The sequence below is a fragment of the Bacillus cereus group sp. BfR-BA-01382 genome (assembly GCF_022663475.1).
In the GTDB taxonomy this organism is placed as follows: Bacteria; Bacillota; Bacilli; order Bacillales; family Bacillaceae_G; genus Bacillus_A; species Bacillus_A thuringiensis_S.
On record NZ_JAKUFQ010000041.1, the window covers coordinates 1 to 15,048 of the forward strand.

The window sequence follows — 15,048 nt, forward strand, 5'->3', positions numbered from 1 at the left end:
AATACAAATGGTGAAATAGCTTTTTGTACTAACTGGTACTTTAGTTGAAGAAGGAAATGAAAACGCTCAGAATATTTTCTGAGCGTTTTAGTTTGCTATTTATAATGCGAAATACATACAAATTATTGTGTTATTTCTAATGGTTATTAGCATTTTTCTCTCCCTAAACTGAGCACATGAATGAAAAAATAGGAGTCTTTTGTTGTCTTATTTCTTTCTTTTCTTCAAATGTTTTTGATATGCATAAAGCTTATGAATCTCTTCCTTAAATTCATGCAGAAGTACAATGCTTTTACCATTTGAATAACGCACCGTATTATAAGCATCTATAATAATATCACTTTGAATATTTACATCTTCTTCATCATGTATTCTTTCTAGCCAAGCCTCAACAGTTTCTCCCCGTTTTCTATTTAAAGGAGGGGTTAACTTACTCTCTAGCTTGAAAATTTCCTTCCGAATTTCGTTATGTGGCGGTTTATTTCGTTTAAAACGATTTTGGCTCATTCCTTCTTTATCAGTAATGATAGTAGATTCGAAGACGTGCATATTTGGTAAACTTAAATGTTTTCGTTTTTTTACTATTTTCCAAACGACGTAAATAGCGATAGCTGTACAGACTATTATTGTAGCGCTATTTATGAGTATTGGATCAAAATCAGGAATTTTTTTTCCGTCTTCAATTTTTGGTTTTAAGAGATGTCCTTTATTTGCCCAAACATCTTCAGTATCTTTTAATTCCGCTGCTTTAATTAATGGCATTAAAGCATAGCCGACGCCTAATGCGACTACTTCCGTTATAAAACCAAAAATAAGTCGAATGAAAGGAAATATTTGAACAATTAATATACTCATTAAGCCAATCGTAATGATAGAAGCAAAACGTAATAGTTGTTGTTTGCGATTTGCCCCGGTTAACCAAAATGTAATCATAAGATGCAAGGCTAACATTAATAGTTTCCACAACGGTGGAAAGGGTGCATAAAATATAACTGAAACGACAAACCATACAATACCACCTAAAGATTTTTGAACTGGATATCCAGGTCCGACCACATGTACGATAAAGAAAAATAGTGGTAATATGATTGTGCCAAAAAGAGAAAAAGGTAAAAATAAAGAGAAAAGAACGATTTGAAGAACTAAAAGTATTACAAATCCTGTTGTTTTTTTCTGCATAAATTTATGAATAAGAAATACTCCAATATAGCCTGTTGTTAAAAATATTGCAATACTAATTAGTTCATCTCTTTCTGTTAATAATGAAAGCAGGAGGAGCAGAATGAAATCATGAATGTGATATAGCCAAGTTTTCAACCGATTCCACCATCCCTTCACTAGTAATGAGAAACGTTGGCTGCGAGAGAAGAGGGAGTTCATTTCTTTGTAAACCAATGTATATCATTGTAGACGATCGTTCTCTCTTTCTCGTTACATAATGAAGGAATCCTTGTTTCGGAAGTAACGTACTATCATCTGAAATACGGGCTAATTCTTCTAAAGCTTTTGCATATTGCGTTTGCCCTTCATGTAACGATAAATGTAATGCACCACCTTCTGCTAATACACTAATAAATAATTCAAACGGTATTTGATGCTTCGTTGCATATTGGCAAATGTATGTTGCGAATGAAATTAAATCTTCAACATTATCTTTCCAACCAAATCCACGATCGGCAGCTAAAGAAAGACAAATCGTCCAACTATAATTTTTTACAGGTTCATATTGCTTCGCTTGTAATTCCTGCATTTTAGCAGATGCCTTCCAATGAATAGAACGGAATGATTCACGTTCATAGCGTTTTACACCTATAATAGATGTTTCGTCATTGTAAAAAGAAAAATTCGTTTGATAGGATCCGATTAAAAGTTGCTGAAGTTCTTGCAAACCTGCTACTTCTTTAGGAGAAGGATACACAATAATTTCAGTCCTTAATTTATCAAAAACAGGTAAATGTACAGTTAATAGATGAAATGGATCTTTTAATACACATTCAAACTGTTCAATTTGAAACACCCCACGCTTCGTAGCGGTTAATGTTAAATCCCATTTTTGTGCCGAATGTGCAGGTTGTGAAAATGGGAAAGAGAATAACGTTTTTGATATTTGTTCAATGCCTTGCTCTTTATGCGGTATAAGGGACGAATTTAAATGAAAGTAACAAACACCATTAACGAGCGGTATGCTGGCTCCATTTTTTAAATGAATAAAAAACTGTCCAGATTCCTCAGGAAAAAGCCGTGTAGTTTGTTTCTCATTTATGATTTGAAACTTCTTCTCTATGAAAGCGACATATTTATAAATAAAAATCGCAAATATATAATAGAAGAAAAAGAGAAACATAAGCATTCGTTGCGGGAAAAAGAATGTGAAAAGTAACGCGATTGGAACGGTTAGTTGAATAATATGAAGTTGAAAAAATAAAGGTACAGTTACAACGCGCTGTCCATTCATGCTTGCTCAATCTCCACGGGTACATCAACTTCTTTTAAAATACTTTGCATAATATCATTTTTTGTCGTACGTAATGCACCTTCCATTGATAAGACGATACGGTGATTCCAAACAGAAGGAACTAACAATTGTATATCTTCTGGTGTGCAATATTCTCTCCCATGTAAAAAGGCTAAAGCTTGAACAGCACGTACTAAAGCTAATGTGGCACGTGGGCTTACACCGTTAGCGATATAATCATGATTTCTTGTAGCATGAGCAAGTTTAATAATGTAATGTTCTAACGGTTCCGAAACAAATATTTCTTTTACTCGTTTTTGAGCTTCTAAAATATCTTCTAATGAGATGACAGATGTGACACTTTCTAATGGTAAATCGTTCCGAAAACGTCGCATCATTTGTAACTCATCTTTAGGAGTTGGATAACCAATTGAAATCGTCATTAAAAAGCGATCAAGCTGTGCATCTGGAAGAGGGAAAGTCCCTTGTGATTCGATTGGGTTTTGCGTCGCAATAACAAAGAACGGTTTCGGCAGAGGCGTAGATTTTTTTTCGAGCGTCACTTGTCGTTCTTCCATCGCTTCTAACAAACTCGACTGCGTTCTCGGCATTGCACGGTTAATTTCATCTGCTAGCAAAATGTTTGTCATAACCGGTCCAATTCTTAATTCGAATTCGCTTGTTTTTGGGTTGAAGTATTCAATACCTGTTACATCACTTGGAAGTACATCAGGGGTGAATTGAACGCGAGAAAAACTACCACCAATACTTTTGGAAATGGTTTTCGCCAGTAACGTTTTCCCAGTACCAGGCACGTCTTCGAGTAGTGCATGTCCATCAGCAAGAAGTGAAACGAGCAGTAGATCAATAACATTTTCTTTCCCAACAAACACAGATCCGATGTTTTCTTTCAATTTATGTATCATATGTACCATTCCTTTCATTATAAAAGAGCTAATATTTCTATATTTTAACAAATTATTCAGAAAATTTGTATGGTTTTTTAATTCAAAGAAATGGATATTTAATTATTAAATTACTCTTGCATATTTTGGAATATGATTATACAATATCGATATATGATGTATCGCAAGTCGATATATCATAAGGCGATGCATCGGAGGTAGTTATAATGAATGCGAAGGCGCAAAAATATATTCCGTTAACTGAGGCGACATATTACATACTGTTATCACTAGTGAAACCAATGCACGGATATGGAATTATGCAAATGGTAGAAGAGATGACAAATGGGGAAGTAAAGCTTGGTCCTGGTACTTTATACGGGAATACGACGAAGTTACTAAAAGAGAAGTTAATTGTTGAAGTTGCCTCTACAGATAGAAAGAAGTGCTATGAGTTAACGCCGTTTGGGAGAGAAGTGCTGGAACTGGAGTACAACAGATTACAGCGGTCTGTAAAGAATGGAAACAGTATATTAGGGGAGTGAATGGAAGATGGAGACAAAGAAGATATTCAAACCTTTCGCAGTATGGAGCTTAGAAAAAGAAGAAGCGTATTTACGTAAAATGCATCAACAAGGCTGGGCGTTACAAAAGTATAACGTAATGTATAGGTTTAAGAAAACTGAGCCGAAAGATGTAGTATATAAAGCAGACTTTAGATTAGAGTATAAGGATTCGACAGAAAAACAAAAAGAATATATCGAAATATATGAAATGTGTGGTTGGAAACATGTAACGAGTTTTGCGAAGTGGAATTACTTTTGTAAAGAAGTAGAAGAGGAAAATGAGTTACCTGATATTTATTCAGACAAAGAAACGAAGATACAAAAACTTGTTGAATTGATACAGTTCGTTGCAATTATGTTTGTAATGTTAATTCCAGTGCTTTACTTATGTTTTCTTGGAGTATCAGAATCAGGATTATATAAAGGTATGGTAGGGTTTTTAGTTTGTATATATTTATATGCGTTTATTAATTTATTTAGGAAGATTAAAAAGTTAAAAAAGGAAATATTTTAACAAAGAGTGATATTCTTAGAGAAGATATATATTGATGGGAATCAACTTCTCTAATTTCTATATATATATTTTTTGTTCATTCTTTTTTATATAATAAAAGACCAACTTTTTAATTCATAGAACTAACAGTTACAAAGATAATATCAGTAACAACACCTAAAAAAATCATAAATGAAGAAGAAATAATCAACAATAACGAACTAGCAATTAATATTAATTTATTAGATTTTTGATTTTAAAAATGGTAGTAAAGTAAAAGACTACAAATAGTAGAAACAATCCATATTGTTAGATCGTAAGGAATCGTTATTTTCTCCCAATCGAAGATCCAAAAGTAAAAGATGACTATATGACAAGTTAATAGTAGAAATATTGATGGAAGCGTTATCTTTTTATTGTTTGTTTTACCTCTCTTATGTAAACATTTCTAAAAGAGTGCGAAGTTTAACATATAATAAGGAAGAAACACATTTTTAATTAAGTTATTAAACGGAAAAATCCCTTATAGAAAAATCTATTTCTATAAGGGATAATAATGTTTTTATTAGAAAGACTGATTTTGAGCAGGTTTAATAAATTGTTCTGGGTTTTCAACAAGCCCACATACAGCGCATTGGACGCGATAAGTAGGTCCTTGATAGGCCATATGAAAAGCATTCATCGTGTCATTTGTATATTCTTCTTCTACTTGACCAGTTTGTGGATTTAATTTGACTGGTTTTACTTGTTGCTCAAGAATATTAAAGCGAGTACGGTTCGTTTTACAACTTGGACATAGCATTGGTTCCATATGTATACACCTCCATTTGTATCATTTCTTAAACTCTTTAATTTTATGCAAGCAAAAAACTTTCTCAATATAAATAGGTGTTTAATGTATTTAAAATTCAGAAAAAATAAAATATAATAAAAGTACGAACTGGTTATGTCCAAACCAAATCTCCTGTTTTATGCCAATAAGCTGGGGGGCCGAGAAATCGGCCTCATTTTTTTTGCTCATTACTACAAAGAACAAGGTTTTTATGAGACTTTTGTCGAAATTTTAGGGGTAGATATAAAGGGGGATGTAAAATGGATTTGAAAATGAAGTACATCATTTTATATGTAGAAAAGTTTGAGGAATGTTTAAAATTCTATAAAGATATTTTACAGTTACCTATAAAAGCAGAGCACGGTACATATATTGAATTTAATACTGGAACTACCATTTTAGCGATGAATACGCGGCAAGATGTGAAAGAATTAACAGGACTACCGCTTACAGAAGGTGAATTACAGTCTTCTCATTTCGAATTAGGATTCGTTGTTGAGAATGTACAAGAAACGATTGAGCAATTTAGAGAACAAGGTATTAAGATTTTAGTTGAACCTATTGTAAAACCGTGGGGACAAACAATTTCTTACATTGCTGATCCAGATGGAAATTATATTGAAATTTGTAGTTCATTAGAATAGAGGGAGAAAGAGAGATGGGATTTCCGAAACTAGAAACAGAACGTTTATTCTTAAGAGAACTTACACTATTAGATGCGGAAACGATGTTCCGTTATTTTTCGAAAGAATCTGTTATACGTTATTTCGGAATGGATTCTTTCCAAAATATTGAGCAAGCGAAAACAACGATTCAAACGTTTAAAAATCGTTATGAAGAAGGAAGTGTATTTCGCTGGGGAATCGAGAAAAAAGGGACGGGCCAATTAATTGGGACGTGTGGATTTCATTTAATTAACAATCATCATAGACGAGCTGAAATTGGTTATGAATTAGATGATACATATTGGGGACAAGGGTACGCAACGGAAGCGTTACAGGCGATTTTAGCTTACGGGTTTGAAACATTGCAACTTATAAGAATTGCTGCTGTTGTATATGTAGAAAATAAAGCTTCTCAAAAATTATTAAGTAAAGCAGGGTTTCAAGAAGAAGGATTACTTCGAAAACATATGATTCAAAATGGAGTTGCTCATGATACTATTTTATATTCTTTATTAAAAGAAGAGTGGAAGAAGTAATGAGCACAAACGAACTTATAAAGATTATGAAGAAGCATAGGGAAAATAGATTCATTTTAGGTATAGATGGTTTAAGTCGATCTGGAAAAACAACATTCGTAGCAAATTTAAAAGAAAATATGAAACAAGAAGGCATTCCGTTTCATATTTTTCATATTGATGATCACATAGTGGAGCGTAATAAACGCTATCATACAGGATATGAAGAATGGTATGAGTATTATTGTTTACAGTGGGATATTCCATACTTGAGGCAGAAGTTTTTTCAGAAGTTACAACATGAGACAAAACTGACTTTGCCTTTTTATCAAGAGGAAACAGACTCATGTGAAATGAAAAAAGTACAGATTCCTATTGTAGGCGTAATTGTTATTGAAGGAGTCTTTCTACAGCGAAAAGAATGGAGAGATTTCTTTCATTATATGGTCTATTTGGACTGTCCAAGAGAGACAAGGTTTCTACGTGAGAGTGAAAAAACGCAGAAAAACCTTTCAAAGTTTGAAAATAGGTATTGGAAAGCAGAGGATTATTACTTAGAAATGGAATTGCCGAAGGATAGGGCGGATTTAGTCATTGAATGATTTGAAAATAGAAGGTGAATAGAATGAATATTTTATGGGATTTTGATGGGACGTTATTTGATACGTATCCTGCATATACAATGATGCTTTCTGAAATATTAGGTGATTCAGTAGAAAAACAAGAAATATACAAAAACTTAAAAATATCATACTCTCATGCAATTCAATATTATAATATTTCATGCGAGCAGGAAGAAAAAATTAAAGTTTTGAAGGGGAAATTTACTCCAAAAGATATGGAACCTTTTGCGGGTGTCGAAGAGGTTTTGAAATTTGCAAATAAAAATGTGATTATGACCCATAAACATAGGAAAGGGGTTATGGCCATTTTAAAATATTACGGCTGGGAAAAATACTTCGTAGATATGGTTACAATTGACGATGGCTTTCCTCGAAAGCCGAACTCTTTGGCTTATAATCATCTGCATAAAAAATACAATATTGATTTAGCTATTGGAGATAGAGAATTAGATTTATTACCTGCAAAAGAATTAGGTATTTCAACATGTATGTTTCAAGGTAATTGTGATGTAGCGGATTATTCTTTATCACATCACTCGGAGTTTTTTAAGGTAGTGATAAATAGAGAGTTTTCTTTATAAAATAAGTTAGTATTTAAGACTGTATATTTCATTTTAAAGGTACAGTCTTTATTTTTTAGAACTATTTCATTTTATTTTCTGTATATAAAAATTGCTAGGAGTTAAAGAATGTCCGTCCATCTTTATTAAAGAAGTAGCCAGGTTAATTGTTAGATAGAAATAAACTGAAGGATAAAGTGATAGCGTCCACTTTATCTTTTTTATGTTTTAACCAAATTATGGTTATTCGTGTTAATATGAACTCATAGCTATATAGAAGGGGTGGGGTTAGTATGAAAACAGAAATAGTTCCTAAAAAGAAGTACAGTATAATAAGCTATATATCTTTACTCATCGGTATTTTGTGTTTTCTATTCGTGTTTATAACGCCAACAAGGATAGCGAATGCAGGTAATATAGTTGGAGATTATATTACAATTGCCCTGACAGGTGTAGGTATCATGCTTTCAATAATCACAATGACGAAAAGAACAGAGAAGAAGGGAATTGCTATTCTTTCATTAATACTGTCCTCATCATTTTTTATATTTTGGATCATAGCAATTATCCTATTGTTTACTGGTCAAATTAGTTTTGCGCCGTAATGTGTAATAAAAAGAGTCCTTCTCGTATGAAGGACTCTTTTTATTCGGTTTCTTCAGGTTGATATTCTAAAATATCACCCGGTTGGCATTCTAATGCTTTACATATTGCTTCTAAAGTTGAAAACCGAACTGCTTTTGCTTTTCCGTTTTTCAAAATAGAAAGGTTAGCCATTGTAATTCCAACCTTCTCCGAAAGCTCTGTTACACTCATTTTTCTTTTCGCTAACATTACATCAATATTAATGATAATTGCCATATTATTCACCTCAGACCGTTAAATCATTTTCTGATTTTATATCTATAGCATCTTTTAATAGTCTTTGGAGAACGGCAGCAAAGACCGCGATTACCATTGAAGCAAAAATCATAATCATTCCGATAATAATAATGCCAGGGGCGTCATCTCTCTCTGCCACAAGATAGAAAAGTGGCATACCTAATACATATAATACACTAATTGCCAATGCGCTGTACTTAATATTTTTTAAAGATTTAACAGATAACTCTGAAAATGCGTTGTTTTTATCAATATAGTTTAAAAGCTTAAATGTTTGGTACAGTGCGAAGTAATAAGGTAGTGCTGTTGCGTATAAGTTGATAAATACAAGATATTTAATATATGCAATATCTGGATATAATTCTGCGGCGAAATTTCCTATTTTAGGGACTAAAAAAATGCACATAGCAAGAACAGGGATTCCGATCAGAATCACAACGGTCTTTAAAAAGAGTGTGGATCCTTGTTTCATAAAAAGCACCTCATTTATTTAATATCTTATTAATTTAACATGAAATTTATTGTTTAACAATAAATTTTTATTTCTTTTAATCGAGGATTTATTGTTAAACAAGTAATTAATGAAAAGAATGCTAAATCTTTTTTATAAGATAGATGAAACATACCGATATTTAATTAAAGAAAGAGAAGGTAACTATTGTTAGCTTTATGAGAATTGGGAACTAATAAAACATATGTAGGTTTTGGAATGGAAAAGGAAATAAGGTGTATTTAAATGAATGCAAAGTTTATGGAGGAACAATCATGTTGAATTATGGTGTGAAGATAAAAAAGTTGCTATTAGTGGCAGCTATAATAGTAAGCGTATTAAGTACGGAAAGTATGATGAATTATCATGCGGCCAAAGCTAAGGTGAAAAAAGTAGAACATCAGCCTAAAAATATAATTATGATGGTTATGGACGGGACTAGTTCAACGGCGACAACATTGGCTCGCTGGTATAAAGGGGCACCGCTTACGTTAGATCAAATTGTAACAGGAGGTGTTCGTACGTTTTCGGCGGAATCAGCTATTACAGACTCAGCGCCAGCAGCAACAGCATTAGCAACTGGAAATAAATCGAATTCAGGATATGTAGGTGTACTACCTTCTATTGTAAATTCACCTAGCTTAAAGCCAATAAAAGAAGAGGACAAGTTACGGCCGGTCGCAAACGTATTAGAAGGTGCAAAACGTACTGGTCGTGCAACGGGAATTGTTGCTACATCTGAAATTCAGCATGCTACTCCGGCGGGATTCTCAGCTCACCATGTCAATCGCAAGCAATTTAACGTAATTGCGAAGCAGCAAGTATATCAAAATATAGATGTCGTATTAGGCGGGGGAAAAGCGGCGCTTCTACCTATAAAAAGTAATGGAATCCGAAAAGATGGTGAAAATTTAGTAAAGGTGATTCAAGACAAAGGATACGATTTTGTTGAAACGAAAGATGCGTTATTGAACTCCAAATCTAATAAAATTTGGGGCTCTTTCTCACATCATGCTCTTGCGTTTGATATGGATCGTATAGCAACAAATCCAGAACAACCGACACTTTCTCAAATGACAGAAAAAGCAATTCAAACATTATCAAAAGATAAAGATGGCTTTTTTTTATTCGTAGAAGGTAGTAAGCCAGATTGGGCAGCTCATGCTAATGATCCGATTGGGATTATTAGCGATGTATTGGCATTTGATGAAGCGGTAGCAAAGGCGTTACAATTTGCGAAGAAAGATGGGGATACGATGCTTATCGCTTTAACTGATCATGGTAACAGCGGCATCTCTATAGGGAATAGGAATACGACAAAAGGATACAATACTACACCGGTTTCTGCATACATTGATCCATTGAAAAAGGCGAAAATGACACTTGAAGGAACTATAAATAAACTGAAATCTGATTTATCAAATGTAGAAGATGTAGCTAAACTATACGGTTTGGATAATCTAACTCATGATGAAAAAGAAAAATTAAAAGCGGAAAAAAAGAAAATGGATGTAGGACGAATCCTTACTACATTATTGGCTAATCGTGCAAATATCGGCTTTACGACAGGAGGACATACAGGTGAGGATGTATTCTTATATTCTTATGGACCTCAAAAACCAGAAGGCTTAATCCAGAATACAGACATTGCGAAGACGATGGCCAAAGCGATGGGCTTTAACTTAGAAGAAGTAACGAATAAAATATTTTTAGAGAGTGAGCAAGCCTTTAAGAAAATCGGTGCAACTGTAACAGCCGACAAAACCGAAGGAGTAAACCCGTTACTTGTGGTAAAACATAATAAAGTAGAAGCACAACTATTTGGTAACAAAAATATAATTCGTATCAATGGTAAAGGGTATGAATTAGGAAGTATTATTGTAGAGAGTAATGGAAAGTGCTATGTACCACAAGAAGCAATTCAACTATTTGTAAAGCATTCTCGTTAAAAAATTGCCAACCAGTTAAGCTAACTGGTGGCAATTTTTTGTGTTCATTCTAAATATAAGGGCTCGGATTGTTTTGTAAAGTTTTTCAGAGGAGACTTGTATAAATGTTAAAGGGGAATTATATTCTTTTCTTACATTAAAAAATTTCGTTTTGTAGAATAGAGAATTTATACATATAGTAAAGTCTAATGTATTATCAATTAATATTTACGAAAAATATATTAATACTTTAGAATTTCTTTAATTTTCATTATTTTTTATTTAAGGTTATCCGTTATATTTATAATGTGTTTATTTCAATTTATCGTATTGTAGCGCAGTTTCATATAATTAGAAAGCAATCCTCAAAATAAAATCTCCACTAGAGTAAATTTATTATTTTTTTGCGTTTTTTATTTACAAAAATTATTATGCCGCTAAGAAAACTGTAGTTTATTGAATTAGAGATATATTAGAATTTATTTGAAGAAAGAGAGAGGGAATAAAATGAATATAGTGCACTTACGTCCTAAACAGCGTTCTAAGTATCGAATTATGCTAGGGACGTGGTATTACTCTACAAAGAGGTATATTCAGTGGTTATCAGACGGAAAAACATATGCAAAAAGGTTCCAACAAGAAAAGCTACCTTGTACAGCAATTCAGCACCGAACGATATTACTCCGTAAGCTCAAAGATGTAGATATGTGGTATCAACAGAATAAGGTTGTTAATTTGAAAATTGCTGTTAAAAAACTAAATGGTATCGTCATTAGACCAGGAGAAATATTTTCTTACTGGCGTTTAATAGGTAAGCCTACGAGGAAAAAAGGGTATGTAGAAGGTATGGTATTACATTACGGATCTTTTCAAACAGGTATTGGAGGAGGTCTTTGTCAGCTTTCGAATTTAATATATTGGATGACTTTACATACACCACTGACAGTAACAGAACGATATCGTCATAGCTTTGATGTCTTTCCTGATTCTAGGCGAACTCAACCGTTTGGGAGTGGAGCAACTTGTTCCTATAACTATTTGGATTTACAAATTAAAAATGAAACGGACCAACCGTATCAACTTCATCTTTATATGACAGATGAATATTTAGTTGGTGAATGGAGAACAGTCTATCCGCAACTTTATCAATATGAAGTGTATGAGAAAGAACATTCAATTCAACCTGCATACTGGGGCGGTTATATACGACATAATGTGATTCAACGTAAAGTATATAATCAACAGAAACAGTTAATAGAAGATCAATATGTAACAGAGAATCACGCTATAATGATGTACGAACCACTATTAGCTTGTAATAATGAGAATAGTGAGTAATATGGTAATCCATAGATTAAATAGTATAGAAAATATTTAATTCTTATTTTTATTAAAAAAGTATGAATCCCAGATTTACTGGATTTTAATTGTAACTAAGAACATATAAAAGTTCACTGTTATTTATAGGAGAGTCTGTTTGTTTTTATATCTTATGTATTTCACCCTGCATAAAAAAATATTTCTCAACATTTTATTTGTTGAAAAAGATTGAATATTCGTATTATAACGAATATTATGTTGTTATCGGCAAAAAACGATAATTTGCAGACACTGGGGAGGAAATACATTGAAAAAGAAAAAGAAATTAAAACCATTAGCGGTATTAACAACAGCAGCAGTACTAAGTAGTACGTTTGCTTTTGGAGGTCACGCAGCTTATGCTGAGACACCAACATCATCTCTACCAATAGATGAGCACTTAATACCGGAGGAGCGTTTGGCAGAAGCGCTAAAACAACGGGGGGTAATTGATCAATCTGCATCACAAGCTGAGACGTCAAAGGCTGTCGAAAAATATGTTGAGAAAAAGAAAGGGGAAAACCCTGGGAAAGAAATCTTAACAGGAGATAGTCTTACACAAGAAGCTTCTGATTTTATGAAAAAGGTAAAAGATACAAAAATGAAGGAAAATGAACAGGCACAGCAGCCTGAAGTAGGCCCAGTAGCTGGACAAGGTGCAGCATTGAATCCAGGGAAATTAAATGGAAAAGTACCTACTACATCAGCGAAGCAAGAAGAATACAATGGAGCTGTTCGAAAAGATAAAGTACTTGTTTTACTTGTAGAATTTAGCGATTTTAAGCATAACAATATTGATCAAGAGCCAGGATACATGTATTCTAAGGACTTTAATCGTGAACATTATCAAAAAATGTTATTTGGTGATGAACCATTCACTTTATTTGATGGATCGAAGATTAACACATTTAAGCAATATTATGAAGAACAATCTGGTGGTAGCTATACAGTTGATGGGACTGTAACAGAGTGGCTTACTGTTCCAGGAAAAGCATCAGATTATGGTGCTGATGCGGGTACTGGGCATGATAACAAGGGGCCTTTAGGACCAAAAGATTTTGTGAAAGAAGCATTAAAAGCAGCGGTAGCAAAAGGAATCAATTTAGCAGACTATGACCAATTTGATCAATACGATCAAGATGGTGATGGAAATAAAAATGAGCCAGATGGCATTATTGATCATTTAATGGTTGTACATGCTGGCGTTGGTCAAGAAGCTGGCGGCGGTAAATTGAAAGATGATGCGATTTGGTCACATCGTTCAAAACTAGGTTCAAAACCATATGCAATTGATGGCACGAAATCTTCTGTTTCGAACTGGGGCGGAAAGATGGCTGCATATGATTATACAATCGAGCCTGAAGACGGAGCAGTTGGTGTGTTTGCACATGAGTATGGCCATGATTTAGGCTTACCAGATGAATATGATACAAAGTACTCAGGACAAGGTGAACCTGTTGAGTCATGGTCTATTATGAGTGGTGGTAGCTGGGCTGGAAAAATTGCAGGAACAGAGCCAACGAGTTTCTCGCCACAAAATAAAGAGTTTTTCCAAAAGAATATGAAGGGGAACTGGGCGAATATTCTTGAAGTAGATTATGACAAACTTAGCAAAGGAATCGGTGTTGCAACATATGTAGATCAAAGTACTACAAAATCTAAACGACCTGGAATTGTTCGTGTTAACTTGCCGGACAAAGATATAAAAAATATCGAATCGGCGTTTGGTAAGAAGTTCTATTACAGTACAAAAGGAAATGACATTCATACAACACTTGAGACACCAGTATTTGACTTAACAAATGCAAAGGATGCTAAGTTCGATTATAAGGCATTTTACGAACTTGAAGCGAAGTATGATTTCCTTGACGTATATGCGATTGCAGAAGATGGAACGAAGACACGCATTGATAGAATGGGCGAAAAAGATGTAAAAGGCGGCGCGGATACAACTGATGGTAAATGGGTTGATAAATCATACGATTTAAGCCAATTCAAAGGGAAAAAAGTAAAACTGCAATTTGAGTACTTAACAGATATTGCAGTAGCTTATAAAGGATTTGCGTTAGATAATGCAGCCTTAACTGTAGATGGAAAAGTTGTTTTCTCTGATGATGCAGAAGGTCAGCCAGCAATGACGTTAAAAGGCTTTACTGTGTCTAACGGATTTGAACAGAAAAAACATAATTACTATGTAGAGTGGAGAAATTACGCTGGTTCTGACACTGCGTTACAACATGCACGTGGCCCAGTATTTAATACAGGAATGGTTGTATGGTATGCGGATCAAAGCTTTACAGATAACTGGGTAGGCGTTCATCCAGGTGAAGGGTTCTTAGGAGTAGTAGATTCTCATCCAGAGGCAATTGTAGGGACATTAAACGGACAACCTACTGTGAAGAGCAGTACGCGTTATCAAATTGCCGATGCGGCATTCTCATTTGATCAAACACCAGCATGGAAAGTAAATTCACCAACACGCGGTATCTTTGATTATAAAGGATTACCAGGAGTGGCAAAATTTGATGATTCTAAGCAATACATCAACAGCGTTATTCCTGATGCAGGACGTAAGTTACCGAAGCTAGGACTGAAGTTTGAAGTAGTAGGCCAAGCTGAAGACAAGTCTGCAGGTGCAGTTTGGCTTCATCGATAAAATAAGGTAAAAAGAAGAGAAGCTGCGATAAGTCGGTGAAACTGACTGATTGCAGCTTTTTTCTTCTTGTGAAAAAACTCGCTGTTTTTTATGTACTTATTGGAAAAATATGAAGTTTT

16 protein-coding genes and 1 pseudogene are annotated in these 15,048 nt (G+C 33.9%); 10 read left to right on the plus strand and 7 right to left on the minus strand.

What is annotated here, in order from left to right; genetic code table 11:
* Nucleotides 1-207: 207 nt before the first annotated feature.
* From MR160_RS17190 to MR160_RS17200, 3 genes are read right to left on the minus strand one after another with little or no spacing between them, the layout of a single operon-like run.
* Nucleotides 208-1,317 (minus strand): DUF4018 domain-containing protein, encoded by a 1,110-nt coding sequence (locus tag MR160_RS17190; RefSeq protein ID WP_000860493.1) that lies wholly within the window; start codon nt 1,315-1,317, stop codon nt 208-210.
* Nucleotides 1,289-2,455, minus strand: coding sequence for a DUF58 domain-containing protein (locus tag MR160_RS17195; RefSeq protein ID WP_001014386.1), 1,167 nt, complete (start codon nt 2,453-2,455; stop codon nt 1,289-1,291). Before MR160_RS17195 ends, MR160_RS17190 begins: the two co-directional genes overlap by 29 nt.
* On the minus strand, nt 2,452-3,381 hold the full coding sequence (locus MR160_RS17200; protein WP_000581417.1) for an AAA family ATPase: 930 nt from the start codon (nt 3,379-3,381) through the stop codon (nt 2,452-2,454). The genes MR160_RS17195 and MR160_RS17200 overlap by 4 nt, the downstream gene beginning before the upstream one ends.
* A 206-nt stretch (nt 3,382-3,587) precedes the next feature.
* Between MR160_RS17200 and MR160_RS17205 the strand changes: the two genes are divergently transcribed.
* Together MR160_RS17205 and MR160_RS17210 are read left to right on the plus strand one after the other, a co-directional pair.
* On the plus strand, nt 3,588-3,905 hold the full coding sequence (locus MR160_RS17205; protein WP_000991890.1) for a PadR family transcriptional regulator: 318 nt from the start codon (nt 3,588-3,590) through the stop codon (nt 3,903-3,905).
* Nucleotides 3,906-3,912: 7 nt separating this feature from the next.
* Nucleotides 3,913-4,440 carry a DUF2812 domain-containing protein gene (locus MR160_RS17210; RefSeq protein ID WP_000448309.1) on the plus strand — a complete coding sequence of 176 codons (528 nt, stop codon included), beginning with the start codon at nt 3,913-3,915 and terminating at the stop codon, nt 4,438-4,440.
* Between the two features lie 109 nt (nt 4,441-4,549).
* Here the strand turns inward: MR160_RS17210 and MR160_RS17215 are convergent.
* Nucleotides 4,550-4,828, minus strand: a pseudogene (locus tag MR160_RS17215) (hypothetical protein).
* A 156-nt stretch (nt 4,829-4,984) separates the two neighbouring features.
* The gene (locus tag MR160_RS17220; protein ID WP_000433605.1) at nt 4,985-5,230 is read right to left on the minus strand and encodes a hypothetical protein; all 246 of its coding nucleotides are present in this window, start codon (nt 5,228-5,230) and stop codon (nt 4,985-4,987) included.
* A 281-nt stretch (nt 5,231-5,511) separates the two neighbouring features.
* Between MR160_RS17220 and MR160_RS17225 the strand changes: the two genes are divergently transcribed.
* The 5 genes from MR160_RS17225 (at nt 5,512) to MR160_RS17245 (ending at nt 8,219) form a co-directional block, all read left to right on the plus strand.
* The gene (locus MR160_RS17225) at nt 5,512-5,895 is read left to right on the plus strand and encodes a VOC family protein (protein ID WP_000364500.1); all 384 of its coding nucleotides are present in this window, start codon (nt 5,512-5,514) and stop codon (nt 5,893-5,895) included.
* 14 nt (nt 5,896-5,909) lie between these two features.
* A complete protein-coding gene (locus tag MR160_RS17230; protein WP_000506642.1) occupies nt 5,910-6,452 on the plus strand; it encodes a GNAT family N-acetyltransferase in 543 nt (180 codons plus the stop codon).
* Nucleotides 6,452-7,033: a kinase gene (locus tag MR160_RS17235; RefSeq protein WP_000106089.1), complete on the plus strand. Its 582-nt coding sequence runs from the start codon at nt 6,452-6,454 to the stop codon at nt 7,031-7,033. Before MR160_RS17230 ends, MR160_RS17235 begins: the two co-directional genes overlap by 1 nt.
* A 23-nt stretch (nt 7,034-7,056) precedes the next feature.
* Nucleotides 7,057-7,635 carry an HAD-IA family hydrolase gene (locus tag MR160_RS17240; protein WP_001024237.1) on the plus strand — a complete coding sequence of 193 codons (579 nt, stop codon included), beginning with the start codon at nt 7,057-7,059 and terminating at the stop codon, nt 7,633-7,635.
* Nucleotides 7,636-7,907: 272 nt separating this feature from the next.
* A complete protein-coding gene (locus tag MR160_RS17245; protein ID WP_000845550.1) occupies nt 7,908-8,219 on the plus strand; it encodes a hypothetical protein in 312 nt (103 codons plus the stop codon).
* A 40-nt stretch (nt 8,220-8,259) separates the two neighbouring features.
* Here MR160_RS17245 and MR160_RS17250 read toward each other — a convergent pair whose 3' ends face one another.
* Both MR160_RS17250 and MR160_RS17255 read right to left on the minus strand, forming a co-directional pair.
* On the minus strand, nt 8,260-8,475 hold the full coding sequence (locus MR160_RS17250) for a helix-turn-helix domain-containing protein (RefSeq protein WP_000974622.1): 216 nt from the start codon (nt 8,473-8,475) through the stop codon (nt 8,260-8,262).
* Nucleotides 8,476-8,485: 10 nt separating this feature from the next.
* Nucleotides 8,486-8,968, minus strand: coding sequence for a DUF2975 domain-containing protein (locus MR160_RS17255; protein WP_000809122.1), 483 nt, complete (start codon nt 8,966-8,968; stop codon nt 8,486-8,488).
* A gap of 293 nt (nt 8,969-9,261) precedes the next feature.
* Here MR160_RS17255 and MR160_RS17260 point away from each other — a divergent pair, with 293 nt between their 5' ends.
* The 3 genes from MR160_RS17260 to MR160_RS17270 all read left to right on the plus strand — a co-directional run bounded on the left by MR160_RS17260 (nt 9,262) and on the right by MR160_RS17270 (nt 14,929).
* Complete coding sequence (locus MR160_RS17260; protein WP_000935910.1) at nt 9,262-10,935, plus strand: alkaline phosphatase; 1,674 nt, start codon at nt 9,262-9,264, stop codon at nt 10,933-10,935.
* 486 nt (nt 10,936-11,421) lie between these two features.
* Nucleotides 11,422-12,252, plus strand: coding sequence for a VanW family protein (locus tag MR160_RS17265; protein WP_098900466.1), 831 nt, complete (start codon nt 11,422-11,424; stop codon nt 12,250-12,252).
* 289 nt (nt 12,253-12,541) lie between these two features.
* A complete protein-coding gene (locus MR160_RS17270) occupies nt 12,542-14,929 on the plus strand; it encodes an immune inhibitor A domain-containing protein (protein ID WP_000727453.1) in 2,388 nt (795 codons plus the stop codon).
* The last annotated feature ends 119 nt before the right edge of the window (nt 14,930-15,048 follow it).